Origin of the sequence: Bermanella marisrubri (assembly GCF_012295615.1) — a bacterium.
GTDB classification, from domain to species: Bacteria; Pseudomonadota; Gammaproteobacteria; order Pseudomonadales; family Oceanobacteraceae; genus Bermanella; species Bermanella marisrubri.
Window position 1 is genome coordinate 1263324 of sequence record NZ_CP051183.1, and the last position, 15056, is coordinate 1278379.

Below are 15056 nucleotides of genomic sequence, written 5' to 3' on the forward strand. Positions count from 1 at the left end.
AATGAAATACTTCAAGTTGCCGGACTTAGGCGAAGGGTTACACGAAGCAGAAATTGTCGAATGGCATATTAAACCCGGTGATCAAGTGGCTGTAGATCAATTGATGGTTTCGGTAGAAACGGCAAAAGCCATTGTCGAAGTACCTAGTCCGCAAGCGGGAGTCGTCGCGGCGTTTTTCGCAGAAGAGGGCGATACGGTACACGTGGGCGAAGCACTTGTTGAATACGAAGGCGAAGAAGATAGCGGCACGGTTGTGGGTGATCTGTCGAAAGCACCCCAAGGCAATAGTGAGCAAGGCTTTATTGTCGGCAGTGCCTATGACCCCGCAAATAGTGGCGCAAATGCCAGTGTTAAAGCAACGCCCAGTGTGCGTGCTTTAGCAAAACGCTTAGGTGTCGATCTTTCTCATTTAAAGCCGTCAGGTGGTGATGGTCGATTTACCATAGAAGACGTCGAAAAAGCCGCCGCATTGAATGATGAAAAAGGCAGAAGCGAAGTTTTAAAAGGTGTGCGAAAATCCATGGCCAAAGCCATGGCAGATAGTCATGCGAATGTTGTGCCTGTCACCCTTCACGATGATGTTGATATTCATCAATGGAAGGAAGGGCAGGATGTGACTATGCGATTGGTACATGCTATAGCTTATGCTTGTGAAGTTCAGCCAGAACTAAATGTTTGGTTTGACGGGGAACAGATGACGCGGCGTATGTTAAACCAAGTGGACTTGGGTATTGCCGTTGATACAGAGCAAGGTTTATTTGTTCCTGTACTGCGCGATATTCGCAATCGCAATATGTTTGACCTGCGTGATGGCCTTAATGCCTTGCGCCAAGCGGTAAAAGAGCGAAAAATTCCACCGCAAGAAATGCAAGGTGCATCCATTACGTTAAGTAACTTTGGCACCTTGGCCGGTAAATATGCAAACCCCGTAGTTGTACCGCCTATGGTAGCGATTGTGGGTGCCGGTGGCATTCGACGGGAAGCCGTTGTGTGGGAGGGTGAAGTTTGTGCCCATGCGATCATTCCGCTTTCTTTAACGTTTGATCATCGAGCGGCAACGGGCGGCGAAGCCGCGCGCTTCTTAAAAGCCATGATGCAAGACCTCGCCAAACCAGAAATTTAGCTATCTTTTTTTTGATTACTGTTTAGTCTATCGCAATATTCCGTAGCAAGATCTACTGGAATATTGTCCGATAGTTTTTGAGTATTAATGATACAAGTTAGACTCTCAGTTTTATAATTAGAGTAAGCATTTGTATTAAAGAAATTGAGATAAACCTCTAGGCCTGCAATGAATGTTGCAACTAATGTCAAAGCTATTACTACTTTGGAAAGGAATCCTGAGCTATCAGACGCTTTATTGATAGATTCTGTAAGCTGCTCTAACTTAGGTCCAAAAAACTTTTGCTGGTTAGTGGAGTTTAATAATGACTGTAAATTAGCGTTGTTCTGGCTATCACCGATTTTATTAATCAATTCATCTATCTTTTTATCTTCCATACATTTCCTTATATTTGTAAGCGGATTAAGTTATATATCAAAGATTAGCTTGCTGTAATTCCTCTACAATAGAATTTTCATTCTTTCTTAGAAAAACAAGAGGACTGTCTTCGATTGGTTGCTTGAGCAACATCTTTTTATCGATCTCGTATTTGTTTAAAACACGCCATGGCACATCTTTTCCTTGTTTAGGTAAGACATCTTTTGCCCGTTTGATATAACCTGATTGCATCTCGTCCATTACCGTGGCATCGGTTTTTTGTCCGGCGTCTGCGTGGGGATAAACACTCTGCAGCTGGTTTTCGTCCATGTAGTTGATTAAACGGCAGACATAACGTGAAGCAATATCGGCTTTTAATGTCCATGGGGCATTGGTATAGCCAAAGATATAAGCGAAATTGGGTACGTCTTCTACGAGTACGCCTTTGTAGGTCATGCGCTCACTAAAGGCTTGCTGTTGCCCATCTTGACCGAGCGTCATTCCACCCAGAACCTGCAAGCTAAGACCAGTAGCGGTAATAATGATGTCCGCATCGAGGTGTTGACCACTATCTAGTTTGATACCGGTTTCATCAAATTGCTTGATCGTATCTGTGACAATATTCGCTTGGCTGGACGAGAGCGCTTCGAATAAATCGCCATCGGGTACGGCGCATAAACGCTGATCCCAAGGGTTGTAATATGGCGTAAAATGTTTCATGTCCACTTTGTCGCCCACTTGTCTTTTGACTGTCCATAAAAAGAACCGACGCATGGCATTGGGGTAGCGTTTACTGACTTTGTACAAGGCCCGTTGTAAGAAAATGTTGCGCTTGCGGGCTAGGTTAAATACCCATTTTTTGGGCATAATGAAGCCTAACCATTTTGATAATGCATCGAAGGCTGGTACAGAAAATACATAAGAAGGTGAACGTTGCAGCATAGTAATTTCTGCACAGTCTTCAGCCATGGCAGGGACTAAAGTAACGGCTGTGGCACCACTACCAATAACCACGACTTTTTTACCTTTATAATCTAAATCATTGGGCCAGAATTGAGGATGAATAATTTGTCCTTTAAAGCTATCTTCATTGGGGAAGCTCGGGCGGTGACCTTCAGCGTGATTGTAATAACCGGTACAAGGTACAAAAAACTGGCATTCTACTTGTCGCTGCTGTTGGGAGTCATTGTCTTCTAGTGTAAGGGTCCAAGTTTGTTTTTGAGTATCCCAGTCAGCATGAATAATCGAAGTCGAGAATTGAATCTCATCGTAGACAGAGAATTCTTTGGCTGTATCTTTTATGTAGTTTTTGATGCTGGTGCCATCAGCCAGTACAGAAAGATCATGCCAAGGACGGAAGTCATAACCAAAGGTGAACATATCACTATCACTGCGAATGCCTGGATAGCGAAATAAATCCCAAGTGCCACCAATATCATCACGACGCTCTATTACCGCAAAACTTTTATTCGGACATTTTTGTGCAAGATGGCATGCCATGCCAATACCTGACAATCCTGCACCACCTATGATGACGTCATAAAACGGAATGGCCATGATGAATCCTCGTTTTTTTTATTGTATTGAGCCTATTTCGACCTTAGAGCAAGCGGGAATCGTTGTCTATATGCTATTAGCTCAATGAATTGGCTCTACCTACGATCAAGTGTATACCGAAGACGCATAACGAACCGTCACGCTACTTAGTTGAGTATCAAACCGTTTGAATTATGGATTATCTGGTGGTTGTTTTTTGAACAGGTATATCACTCAGTTTATATATTTTGACAAGGTTAATGTACAAAGCGAGAGCTTGCCTTTATATTGCACCACGATGTTAACTATCTGATTAATAAGGGATAAGTATGGTAATTGGTAATAAGGCCATAGCATGTGTGCTATCAATGGGATGTTTGGTTGGATGTGGCAATGGTTCAGACTCTAGTACGGAAGATAGCAGTCACAATTCTGGGTTCGATTACATCGGTAAGACAGAGGCGGCGGTATTAACGCAAGCCGAGAGCTTAACCATAGGTGCGTCTGTTGATACCGCATTTAAGGCATTTTTGTCTGGCACAAAGGTCACCACTGACTCAGATATTTTTATAGAGCCTGCTTTGTTGACGATTGATACTGCCACAGATTCTTTAGCCTCTGCCATGGATAATTATTCAGATACGATTGAGTCTTATGTTGGCAAAGATCAGATTCCCGAAGACTCCATTGGTGGGGAATGTGGTGGCACCGTTAGCGCTAGTGGCGATTACTTAAATTTCAATTTTACCGCTAACGACTACTGCGAAACTATTAATAATACACCCATTACTGCCAATGGGTATGCACGATTGTCAACCAATACTCATACCAAGTATCAAACATTTTATTTTGAGCAATTTACACTTGAATTCAATGGTGTTGAGATAAAGCTAAATGGCCGAATGGGTGCTGGTGAGATTGATGAGAACAATAATGAGCTCAAAGCTTATGCCAATCTCAAGGTAGGGTCTTTGTCTCAAGCGATTAACTTTGTTCGCATGTGTGATTCAAGCAATTCCTGTGAAATTGATGCAGAACTTAAGGCTGCAGATGATCAAGTGTACAGAATAGCAGATTTGAGTATCGATCAATCTCAATCTTATGCATCTACTTGGACTGGGGTAGGTAAAATCTACCTAGCGGAGTTTGGCATGTTATCACTGGCCTTTGATGATCTAAGTTACTGTAATAATGGTGAAATTAGAAGCGGGAATGTTTCTGTTTTAGATGCCGACTCTAATTCTATCGAATTAACCTATTCGCAATGTGGTATAGATCCACTTGTTGAATTTACTGATGAATCAAACTGAATAGAGATTCAGACCCAACAAAGAAAAGGTTGATACCTACAAAAGCAGTGATACACTCTGCTTACGTTGTTTTGTGATAAGCAAAACATTAGCTCACGGGGTGCCCAATGTGCCATGCGCATAAGGCTGAGATTATGACCCGTAGAACCTGATCCGACTAGCATCGGCGTAGGAATGAGCTAAATGTAATAATCCAATGTTGAATGGTGAGTGTTGAGTTGTGAGTTTGTTTTAAGCAAGCCCCCAATTCCACTTTAGTCATTCAAAACTAAGCACTCAACACTCAAAACTGGACTGTTATATTTACCTATCTCTCTATCCAATTACTGAACGTAATGGATAGTCCTCGTCCTTGCTAGTGGTACTTATGCCAAAAGTAAGGAGCCACTATGCAAACCAATGATAAACAACAAAATCAAACGGCGAGCAATCAAATTGCAGCCCATGCTATTCCTGATATTGCTGACAATAAAATTACTCTGGGCCCGTTGCCTGCAAGCGAAAAAGTATATGTAACCAGCCCAAATCGCGATGATGTACGTGTGCCTATGCGTAAAGTGAGTTTGACTGATGGCACGCACGTGACGCTTTATGATACATCAGGTCCTTATACTGACAATACGGCTCAGATTGATGTGCACAAAGGTCTGTCCACAGAGACACGTTCTGCTTGGATTGACGAGCGCGCGGATACGGAATTTTATGAAGGCCGTGATATGAAGCCAATTGACAATGGAGTGACTGACGAAGCTCAGGGGCAGCGCTTTTATAACCCGCTATTACAGCGCCAACCACGTCGTGCAAAGGCGGGGAGAAACGTCAGTCAGATGCACTACGCCCGACAGGGATTGATTACACCAGAAATGGAATACGTGGCCCTTCGCGAAAATCAAATGCGCGAAGCTTTAGCTAACGAATTTACCACAGAAGAGCGTCAGGCTCGCTTAAAAGGTAATGACTTTGGTGCCGCTATACCGGATGTCATCACGCCTGAATTTGTGCGCGATGAAATCGCCAGAGGTCGGGCTATTATTCCTGCAAATATTAACCACCCTGAATTGGAGCCAATGATTATTGGCAGAAATTTCTTGGTAAAAATTAACGCTAATATCGGTAACAGCGCCCTGACATCTTCTATTGAAGAAGAAGTAGAAAAGATGGTTTGGTCAACACGCTGGGGTGGCGATACCATCATGGACTTATCAACGGGCAAGTACATTCACAGTACACGTGATTATATTGTGCGAAATAGCCCTGCTCCAGTGGGTACGGTTCCTATTTATCAAGCGTTGGAAAAAGTAAATGGTGTGGCGGAAGACCTTACTTGGGAAGTATTCCGCGATACTTTGATTGAGCAAGCAGAGCAAGGTGTTGACTACTTTACTATTCATGCCGGTATTCGCTTGGCTCATATCCCACTCACTGCGGATCGAGTCACGGGTATTGTTAGTCGTGGTGGATCAATTATGGCGAAGTGGTGTATTTATCATCATAAAGAAAGCTTTCTATACGAGCATTTCGAAGATATTTGCGAGATTATGAAAGCCTATGATGTAAGTTTTTCTTTAGGTGATGGTTTGCGACCTGGTTCATTGGCCGATGCCAATGATGCTGCACAATTTGCAGAACTAGAAACCCTGGGTGAGTTAACTCAAATTGCATGGAAGCATGATGTTCAAGTCATGATTGAAGGTCCTGGACATGTGCCTATGCACATGATCAAAGCGAATATGGATAAACAACTTGAGTGTTGTGATGAGGCTCCGTTCTATACGTTAGGACCGTTGACCACCGACATTGCTCCTGGTTATGACCACATTACTTCGGGTATTGGTGCTGCAATGATTGGTTGGTATGGCTGTGCCATGCTTTGCTATGTCACGCCAAAAGAACATTTAGGTTTGCCAAATCGTGACGATGTAAAAACTGGCATCATTACTTACAAGCTGGCGGCCCATGCAGCGGATGTTGCGAAAGGTCATCCAGGAGCACGCTATCGTGATGATTTGCTGTCTAAAGCGCGTTTTGAGTTCCGCTGGCAGGATCAATTTAATTTAAGTTTAGATCCAGAAACTGCACAGTCTTTCCATGATGAAACCTTGCCAAAAGACAGCGCAAAAGTAGCGCATTTTTGCTCCATGTGTGGTCCCAAATTCTGCTCTATGAAAATCTCACAAGAAGTCAGAGATTACAGTAAGGATGAAATCGAGCAGGGCATGCAACAAAAGAGCGAAGAGTTTAAAGCTCAAGGTGCTCAAGTCTATGTTCCTGTGGAGGAGGATGCATAGTGAATCAAATTGCCATCGTTGGTGCTGGAATAGCTGGAAGTTTATTGGCATTTCAGCTGATTCGACAAGGTAAACGGGTCACTATATATCAACCTGAGATCACACAAAAAATCTGCAGCCAAGTGGCTGCAGGCATGCTTGCGCCTACCTCAGAATTGGAACAAGGCAGTGAACAGGTTTTTCAATTGGGCTTACGTAGTATTCAATTGTGGCCTGAAATTATTGAGACCTTGAAAACAGAAACAGGCCAGCCTCTTTATTGTGATTTAGCGGGTACTTTGGTCATTAGTCATAGCCAAGATCAAGCCAGTTTGAAGCAGTTTTATAATAGTCTTTCTCACAAGCTTGGAAAAGATACTCAAAGCTTTTGTCAATCAATGCTGATTACTGAAAAAGAATCGGAAATTAACGGTTTTCAACATGGTTATTGGTTACCACACGAAGCGCATATTAATGCGTCTCTAACGTTGAAAGCATTGCATGAATATATACAACAAAATGGTGAGTGGATAGCAACGGAAGCAAACTGCATTGAACCAAACAAAGTTGATGATCGAAAATACGACTGGGTATTTGATTGTCGTGGTTTACAGGCCAAGAAAGACATTGCCAAAATGCACGGTGTACGAGGGGAGCGTATTTTACTGCATGCACCAGATGTACATATTCGACACATGATAAGGCTTATGCATCCTCGCTATCGGCTGTACATTGTGCCCAGACCTGACAATCATTTTATTGTGGGCGCAACAGAGATAGATTCAGATGACGAAAGCCCAATAAGTGTTCGTTCAACTCTGGAGCTACTGACCGCGGCTTATAGCGTTCACAAAGGTTTTGCCGAAGCACGCATAGTAGATCTTTCCACGCAGGTAAGACCAGCGACTTGGGATAGAGAGCCCTATATTCAATCTAAAACTGGTTTAACACGAATTAATGGCTTGTACCGTCATGGGTATTTACTTGCTCCGGCGCTACTAGAACAAGCGACGAGAGTACTATCATCGGAGCACTTTGTGATTGAGACAGGGGCGATTTCATGACTGCATCGAGCGATCAAAAGATAAAGATCAAAATACGAGTAAATGGTGAAGAGTTTGCCACAGAACAGCCAGCCCTTCTCATAGGCATTTTACAAGAACATGTGCAGAAACTTGATATTGATTTAGAGCATTGTGTCATTGCTGTTAATCAGTGTTTAGTTCATCGCCATCAATATGATGAGTTTGAACTTAAAGATAACGATGAAGTGGATATTTTAACAGCTGTGGTGGGAGGCTAGTATGCTCAATATTGATGGTATTGATTTACGCAGCCGTTTTTTTATTGGTACCGCGCTTTATGATTCTCCTGAATTAATGGAGCGCTCTATTGAAGCTTCTGAGGCTCAAGTAGTCACTTTATCTTTAAGGCGGGCCACAGCACAAAGCAAACAGTATGCATTGCAGCATTGGTTGCAAAACAAACGAGAGTCGTTGCATCTTTTACCCAATACCGCTGGCTGCCATAGTGCTAAAGAAGCGATTAATATGGCAATACTATCTCGTGAACTACTCAAAACTCATTGGATAAAGTTGGAAGTAATCGGTAACGACTACAACCTACAACCGGATCCATTTCAATTAGTCGATGCCGCCAAGGAATTAACGGAGCAAGGTTTTAAAGTTTTTCCTTATTGCACTGATGACCTTGTTTTGTGTGAGCGCTTAATCGATGTAGGCTGTGATATTTTGATGCCATGGGGAGCGCCCATTGGTACCGGCCAGGGACTGATGAATCCTTATGCGTTAAAACAAATTCGTAAACATTTTCACAAGATACCATTAGTCATTGATGCAGGTATCGGGAGGCCAAGTCACGCAGCGCAAGCCATGGAAATGGGTTATGACGCGGTGCTATTAAATAGTGCCGTGGCGAAGAGCATGGACCCGATTACGATGGCGAAAGCGTTTAAGCACAGTATAGAGGCAGGTCGTTTAGCTTATGAAGCAGGTTGTATGGAGCAACAAGAAACGGCCCATGCAAGTACTCCGGATATTGCCAAACCGTTTTGGCATAGCGAGCCCTTATGAACCACGAAACGAGACCAATGGTATTGTGCGTATCTGGAATAGATGCACAAGGATTGTCTGGCTACCAAGCGGATTTAAGAGCGCTAGAAGCCATGGCGGTACACGGTTGTTTAGCTGCAACCGCTTTGACAGCACAAACTCAAACAGGTGTGAATGCACTTAACCCTGTTGATATTGAAGTGTTTCAGTCTCAGTTAGACAGTATTGCGAGTGAATATCAAATTAATGTGATAAAGGTTGGTTTGGTCGCCTCTGAAGAGCAAGTAGACGTATTGCTCAATCATCCCATTAGTCAAAACGCTAAAATTATTTTGGATCCGATATTGTCTGCAACCAGCGGTCATTTCCAAAACCTAGCAACTCAGCTTGCTATCGTTAAGAAGCTTATTGAGAGAGCCTATGTTGTAACGCCGAATTGGGATGAAGCTCTGTTACTCAGTAACGCAGATCAGAATGTGATTGTCGAAGAATTGGCTAATCAAGTATTAGCGCTTGGTTGCCATAGTGTTTATTTGAAAGGAGGTCATACAGCACAAAAAAACCGAGATCTCTTTCGACAGTGTAATGCCGAGTTAAAAGACATTGGAGAGTCTTTTAATTTAGTTGGAAAGCGTACACAGAGTTTCTCTGCAAGAGGCACCGGGTGCATAATAGCGAGCTCTATTGCTGCTGCTCTTGCATTAGGTCATCGCTTAGAGGATGCAGTTGTTATCGCTAAAATGCAGATGGAGAGCGCGTGGGATAATGAATTTGAATTGTCATCCGGTCAGGTTGCTCTACAACCAAAAAGTCTTTTTTCCGGAACGAGCATGATTCAATACTTGCCATTGATTCATGGTCATAGAGATTTGTTAGATACCCATTTTTTACCCTGTGAGCCAGGGTTGGGTTTATACCCTGTTGTTGATAGAGCGGAATGGCTAACACGGTTACTACCTTTAGGTATCAGGATCATTCAGTTACGTATCAAGGATCTATCGGGTCAAGCACTGCGAGAAGAAATTACTCGGGCGATACATATCAGTGAAGATTACGGAGTGCAATTGTTCATTAATGATTATTGGCAGCTTGCAATAGAACTTGGCGCTTATGGGGTGCACCTAGGACAAGAAGACTTACTCGAAGCTGACTTAAAAGCGATTGAACAAGCTGGCTTGCGGCTGGGAGTAAGTAGTCATTGTTATTTTGAGGTTGCGCGAGCATTAACGATTAATCCATCGTATCTTGCTTATGGTCCAATCTACCATACAGACAGTAAACAAATGCCATGGCAGCCGCAGGGTTTACAGCAACTGTCATTTTGGAAGAAAAACATTCAGCATATACCCATGGTAGCGATCGGCGGTATAAAACTAGAGCGTATCTCCCAAGTAGCTCTTACTGGGGTTGATAGCATCGCTATGATTAGTGCGATTACACAGGCTGAGGATCCTGAATTGGTCACAGAAACCATGATGAAAGAAATGGAGCTATAACGAAAGGCAGATCACGTGAGTTAAGTTGTTTCGTCGGAAAAGCGTTTTATCGCCGGTTTACTCGTTTCATTAAATGGCAGCTCTTCATAACATTGCTTTTGGTAATCTAATAAAGCTTCTGCTTCTTCTTTTACAAAACGACTTACCGCCTGATGAAAGTCAGGATGAGATAAGTAGTGCAACGATTGGGTTAACACCGGCTCGAAACCTCGGCTGATTTTATGCTCACCTTGAGTGCCTGGATTAAATACTTTTAACCCTTTAGCTATTGCGAATTCAATACCGCGATAATAACAGGCTTCAAAATGCAAGCCATGGATGTCTTGTACACATCCCCAATAGCGACCGTATAAGTGTTGTGAATCACTAAAAAATAATGCAAAGGCAATATTTTGATGTTGGTAGCGACAAACCAGTAGATGCATCTGCTTATTCAGTGCCTGCATAGTCGCCATTTCCTTAAAGGCTTCTAAGGTAATATAGCCTTGCATGCCACGTTTAGCATAGGTTCGTTGGTAGCAAAAATAAAAATCCTGCCATTCCTGCTGGGTTATGGCATGGCCTTCGCGCCAAATAAAATCCATATCCGATCGCTGGAACTGAGCTCGTTCTTTTATAATATTTTTTCGCTTTCGTGATTTAAAATGGCTGAGGAAGTGCTCAAAGTTTTCATAGCCACGGTTGTACCAGTGAAATTGCACTCCAAGTCGTTGTTGCCATCCGTGATCGATTAGTTGTTGTGATTCATTCTGGGTAGGAAAGAGTATATGTGCACCAGAAAGCTGCTTTTCTTCACAGTGTGTAAATAGGCGATTACTCAATTCTTTGCCATCAAAGGTTGAAGTTGAGCTTAATATTCTAGGTCCCGTAGCCGGTGTGTAAGGAGCAGCAACAATGAGCTTGGGGTAATACACTAAGCCATGCCGTGCATAAGCATCTGCCCAGGCCCAGTCAAATACGTATTCGCCGTAAGAATGATGTTTAATAAAGGCGGGCACTGCCATATCTAAATCAGCTAGGGATAAGTAATGACTTTGCCAGCCAGTGTCTTGGTTTAGGCTATTATTAGACTCAAGTGACTGAAGAAATTCAGTTTGGATAAACGGGTACTCATTCTTACTATGAAGGCTTGGATTATGGTTTGACCACTGTTTAGCATCATTAAAACATTGCATTTTCCAGGTCCTTGCTGGTTAAATAGAATAAAGACCTACAGCTGATATCGCATTGCTACTGGGTCTGCCTAGTTCATACACGGAGAGCCTATATGTACTCATTGGACAAACAATTAGAACAAGATACCGAGTTATTGGGACAATTTCCATTGTGTGATGTCCTACTCATGAAAGATGCCAATTATCCTTGGGTTATTCTTGTTCCGCGCCGCGCTGCTATTCGCGAACTGTTTCATCTATCGCAAAAAGATCGTCATCAAATGAGTGATGAAAGCTCTTACGTGAGTCAACGCTTATCCGATTTCTTCGAGGCGGATTCAATGAATGTTGGCGCTCTGGGTAATGTTGTGCCACAGCTCCATGTACACCATGTCGTGCGTAACAAAGAAGACATCGCTTGGCCAAAACCAGTATGGGGTGCTCATCCTGCGAAAGAGTATGATGCGAAAGAGCTGGAAGAACGTGTTGATCAATTAAAGCGTTTGTTTAGCGACAAGTTCGTTGAAGATGCACCGCAAGAAGAAGGCGATACAGTTTATTGGTAAGCTTCGCAGATCACATCCGCGATTTTTTTTCCCCAGCGTTCATAGCCTTTGGCGTTGGGGTGGTAGCCGTCCTCTGCCATATAGGCCTCTTCTATCTTGATATCAGCTTCCACATAATGACATTCATTAGTTTCGCAAATCCGTCTCAAAGCTTTATCCAATAGTGCACTTCGATCCCCCAAAAACTGGTTCAGCGGCCAAGGTAAAGCTGGGAAACGTTTCATGTCTGGTACATGAGTAAAAATGATCTTTGCGTTTTTCGCTTGACCTCTGACGCGTTGAATCAATTCCATCAAACCTTCACTCCAATCAAAAATTGATGTTAAGCCTGTGGTGTCGTTGACGCCCAAGGTGACAATATAGCAGGGGGACGATGTTGATTTTGTATTTAGCCAGTTGTGGCTTTGCAGAAGTAATGGCTTGAGTGCAATACCATTAACGCCATAAATGTCAATATTTGATGGATATATATCAGGGATGTTTTGCAATGCCGATACGGTTTGCATGGTGAGTCCTTGTTTCATATGTTCTACGCCAACTCCTGCGACTGTAGATTCACCAATGTGTTTAAGCTCAATACCGTGTTCAGAAAAATGATAGTGTCGCGCGCCATCTGCTTCAGGTAAGCGCACACTATTTTGCTTTAGTCGTTTTCCTTGTAGAACGATTGTCGGCAGTAGAAGAGCGTATTTAAACCAAAACAATATGGCCTGAATGGTGTTACTCATGATGTAAAGCCTTTATGACGCGTTGTTGTAGTATGGGTATGACTTGTTGCTCAAACCACGGGTTTTTCTTAAGCCACAACTGATTGCGTGGAGATGGATGGGGCAAAGCCATAATGCTCTCAGGTAGGCTGGTTGACTGATTTGCTACCCGATCTGCAAGATTGTTGTATTGCTTATATAGTTTTTGGCATCGCTCAGATTCGGATGGTTTTAACCAAGGAAAATCCGTCGCTTGCGTTAGATAATGTCGTTGAGAGTATTGCCCTAATAGCACAACGAGTTGGATCTTCTGCATGTGATCTAATAGCCTTTTATGCCATGTTTGATGGCAGATAGGAGGGGGCGGTAAATCACCGCTCTTACCTTTTCCTGGGTAGCAAAAAGCCATGGGCATGAGAGCGACTTTATCCGCATCGTAAAATTCGGATTCAGTTAAGCCCAACCATTCTCTTAAGCGTTTGCCACTTGCGTCTTTAAACGGTTGATGCGCATGGTGTGCTTTCTGTCCGGGTGCTTGGCCAATAATCAAGATATTACTATTCTGGCTAAACTGTAAAACCGGTCGAGGGGGCAATGGAAGGTTTGATTGGCAAATCAGGCAATGCTGAATTTCAGCGTGCAGAGACATAAATAAAAACGGGTGCGCGTCGCACCCGTTACAAAATGGCGATTATTCCGCCATCTCTTTTAGTTTTTTCAACGGACGGATTTTAACGGCAATTGAAGCAGGTTTTGCTTTAAATACAGTTTCTTCGCCAGTGAATGGGTTAATACCTTTGCGCGCTTTCTTGGCTGGTTTTTTAACCGCTTGGATTTTAAGAAGGCCCGGGAGTACAAACTCACCTACAGCACGCTTCTTAACGTGGCGCTCGATAACGTCGCCTAGGTTATCTAAAACAGCCTGAACTTGTTTTTTAGTAAGTTCGGTGTTTTCTGCGATTTCAGTCAAGATTTGAGTTTTGTTATAACGCTCTTTAACAGCAGTTAATTTTTTCGCAGGAGCTTTAGCTACAGCTTTTTTGGCTGCTACCTTCTTAGGGGCTGCTTTTTTCGCGGCTACTTTCTTGCGTGCGGTTTTTTTGGCTGCCATTACATTGTCCTTGTTGTTGATATAAAACGACGGTAGCAATATACAAACAACTAGAACTTTAAGGCAAGTAAAAAAATGCAAAAAAAGCCTATTTTTTCGCTTTTTTTATATTTTTTAAGAGAAAATTGAGCTTAATTAAGATTTGTGTTTTTTCACGTGCAATTGCTTGACTGCACGATTGAAATGCTTCACCCATTTTGGGCAATATTGAGTGCCAGCATATTGGTTGATTTCCATAATGGCGCGCATGATAGGTCGCTGTTGACTGGTTTGATAATTGCGTCCTTGAGTGATGGCTTCAAAACTATCAATAATGGATAGTATTTTTGCGCCATCATGAATCTCGTCTCCGGTTAATTGGTTCGGATAACCCTTTCCGTCGATGCGTTCGTGGTGTTGAATAATCATTTCTGCAGCTTCTTTCCAAACATCGTATGGCGCGATAAGTTGATGGGCGATTTCCATGTGGCGTTTAATGGTATTCCAGTCTTTTTCCGATAGCTCAGCGGATTTTTGCATGAGGCCTTTGGGGATAAAGGCCATTGCCACATCATGAAGATATACGGCAGTTTGTAGCTGACTGCTGTTAATCGGGTTTCCCGCAAGGTTGTTCATCGTCATTGCAAGCAAAAACTGACGTTCGGTACGACCAGAGCCTTTGGGTAATCTATTGTCGATGAGCAGGCTTAACTGTAGAAAGAAGGCCACTTCTTCATTTATTTCTTTCTCGGTAAAATATTCGTCTAATGACGATTCTGCAGTGTCACTTGGTTGGGGAGGCTTGACTGTTTCTGGGGCCAATGTACTCACCACGTCCATAGCTCGATCATTCACGTCTTGGTTGTCTTGGCTAGCTAATTTAGCAACCATCTTCGCGATAGTGTTGTAATGAACTTCATCAAAATCCTCTTTACCTTCAAGGAAGTGATTAAGTTCGTTGTAAACTAGGTCTAGCGACAATAGTAAAGCGTCACCCAGCATTGGGTTATAGGTTTGCTTTTCTTGGCGTAATGAATCTAGAACGTCCTCGATAGACTGTATGAGTGGCATGTATTGATGAATACCGACAATCCCTAGGTCGCCTTTTACTGTGTGAACATCTCGAAACATCAGTTTGACCGCTTCTAAATCGCTTGGATCTTGTTCGAGTTTCAGTAGATGCTGGGTGCAACTGTCCCGCTTGTCCTCAAGTTCATCGCTGAGATCTTGCAGTAGATCGCCATTGAAATCCGCTGCCGTAACCATAGACCGCCCTCAAATTGACAAAGTCCTTAAAAATAAGCATAGCAGTCCCACGGAAGATGTCGGAATTTCCTGTAATTTGGGTATAATGCGGCACTTTTTATAAATATAGTCA

General features: G+C 42.9%; 15 protein-coding genes and 1 riboswitch. Of the genes, 8 read left to right on the forward strand and 7 right to left on the reverse strand.

From position 1 onward, the window contains the following. The first annotated feature begins 1 nt into the window (after position 1). Positions 2 to 1123: a dihydrolipoamide acetyltransferase family protein gene (locus HF888_RS05795; protein ID WP_007019291.1), complete on the forward strand. Its 1122-nt coding sequence runs from the start codon at positions 2 to 4 to the stop codon at positions 1121 to 1123. Here the strand turns inward: HF888_RS05795 and HF888_RS05800 are convergent. Beyond that, entirely contained in the window at positions 1120 to 1500 is a 381-nt protein-coding gene (locus HF888_RS05800; protein WP_007019290.1) for a hypothetical protein, read from the reverse strand. The two genes, HF888_RS05795 and HF888_RS05800, sit on opposite strands and share 4 nt — an antisense overlap. 37 nt (positions 1501 to 1537) lie before the next feature. Then, positions 1538 to 3037: a flavin-containing monooxygenase gene (locus HF888_RS05805; protein ID WP_007019289.1), complete on the reverse strand. Its 1500-nt coding sequence runs from the start codon at positions 3035 to 3037 to the stop codon at positions 1538 to 1540. Between the two features lie 308 nt (positions 3038 to 3345). Here HF888_RS05805 and HF888_RS05810 point away from each other — a divergent pair, with 308 nt between their 5' ends. The 6 genes from HF888_RS05810 (at position 3346) to thiE (ending at position 10161) form a co-directional block, all read left to right on the forward strand. Next, a complete protein-coding gene (locus HF888_RS05810; RefSeq protein ID WP_007019287.1) occupies positions 3346 to 4326 on the forward strand; it encodes a hypothetical protein in 981 nt (326 codons plus the stop codon). An 86-nt stretch (positions 4327 to 4412) separates the two neighbouring features. Beyond that, a riboswitch (TPP riboswitch) is annotated at positions 4413 to 4518 on the forward strand. A gap of 197 nt (positions 4519 to 4715) precedes the next feature. After that, the gene (gene thiC, locus HF888_RS05815; RefSeq protein ID WP_007019286.1) at positions 4716 to 6614 is read left to right on the forward strand and encodes a phosphomethylpyrimidine synthase ThiC; all 1899 of its coding nucleotides are present in this window, start codon (positions 4716 to 4718) and stop codon (positions 6612 to 6614) included. After that, positions 6614 to 7657 carry an FAD-dependent oxidoreductase gene (locus HF888_RS05820; RefSeq protein ID WP_007019285.1) on the forward strand — a complete coding sequence of 348 codons (1044 nt, stop codon included), beginning with the start codon at positions 6614 to 6616 and terminating at the stop codon, positions 7655 to 7657. The genes thiC and HF888_RS05820 overlap by 1 nt, the downstream gene beginning before the upstream one ends. Next, positions 7654 to 7896 carry a sulfur carrier protein ThiS gene (gene thiS / locus HF888_RS05825; protein WP_007019284.1) on the forward strand — a complete coding sequence of 81 codons (243 nt, stop codon included), beginning with the start codon at positions 7654 to 7656 and terminating at the stop codon, positions 7894 to 7896. Before HF888_RS05820 ends, thiS begins: the two co-directional genes overlap by 4 nt. A 1-nt stretch (position 7897) precedes the next feature. After that, positions 7898 to 8686, forward strand: a complete 789-nt coding sequence (locus HF888_RS05830) for a thiazole synthase (RefSeq protein WP_007019283.1) — start codon at positions 7898 to 7900, stop codon at positions 8684 to 8686. After that, entirely contained in the window at positions 8683 to 10161 is a 1479-nt protein-coding gene (gene thiE, locus HF888_RS05835) for a thiamine phosphate synthase (RefSeq protein WP_007019282.1), read from the forward strand. The genes HF888_RS05830 and thiE overlap by 4 nt, the downstream gene beginning before the upstream one ends. A gap of 20 nt (positions 10162 to 10181) precedes the next feature. Here thiE and HF888_RS05840 read toward each other — a convergent pair whose 3' ends face one another. Further along, entirely contained in the window at positions 10182 to 11336 is a 1155-nt protein-coding gene (locus tag HF888_RS05840; protein ID WP_007019281.1) for a GNAT family N-acetyltransferase, read from the reverse strand. A 92-nt stretch (positions 11337 to 11428) separates the two neighbouring features. Between HF888_RS05840 and HF888_RS05845 the strand changes: the two genes are divergently transcribed. Next, positions 11429 to 11881: an HIT domain-containing protein gene (locus tag HF888_RS05845; protein ID WP_007019280.1), complete on the forward strand. Its 453-nt coding sequence runs from the start codon at positions 11429 to 11431 to the stop codon at positions 11879 to 11881. Here the strand turns inward: HF888_RS05845 and HF888_RS05850 are convergent. The 4 genes from HF888_RS05850 to HF888_RS05865 form a co-directional block, all read right to left on the reverse strand. Then, positions 11872 to 12609, reverse strand: coding sequence for an SGNH/GDSL hydrolase family protein (locus tag HF888_RS05850; protein ID WP_007019279.1), 738 nt, complete (start codon positions 12607 to 12609; stop codon positions 11872 to 11874). The genes HF888_RS05845 and HF888_RS05850 overlap by 10 nt on opposite strands. Beyond that, positions 12602 to 13237, reverse strand: coding sequence for a uracil-DNA glycosylase family protein (locus HF888_RS05855; protein ID WP_007019278.1), 636 nt, complete (start codon positions 13235 to 13237; stop codon positions 12602 to 12604). The genes HF888_RS05850 and HF888_RS05855 overlap by 8 nt, the downstream gene beginning before the upstream one ends. 42 nt (positions 13238 to 13279) lie before the next feature. Next, a complete protein-coding gene (locus HF888_RS05860) occupies positions 13280 to 13699 on the reverse strand; it encodes an HU family DNA-binding protein (RefSeq protein ID WP_007019277.1) in 420 nt (139 codons plus the stop codon). Between the two features lie 135 nt (positions 13700 to 13834). Continuing rightward, on the reverse strand, positions 13835 to 14944 hold the full coding sequence (locus tag HF888_RS05865; RefSeq protein ID WP_168367046.1) for an HD domain-containing phosphohydrolase: 1110 nt from the start codon (positions 14942 to 14944) through the stop codon (positions 13835 to 13837). Positions 14945 to 15056: the final 112 nt, after the last annotated feature.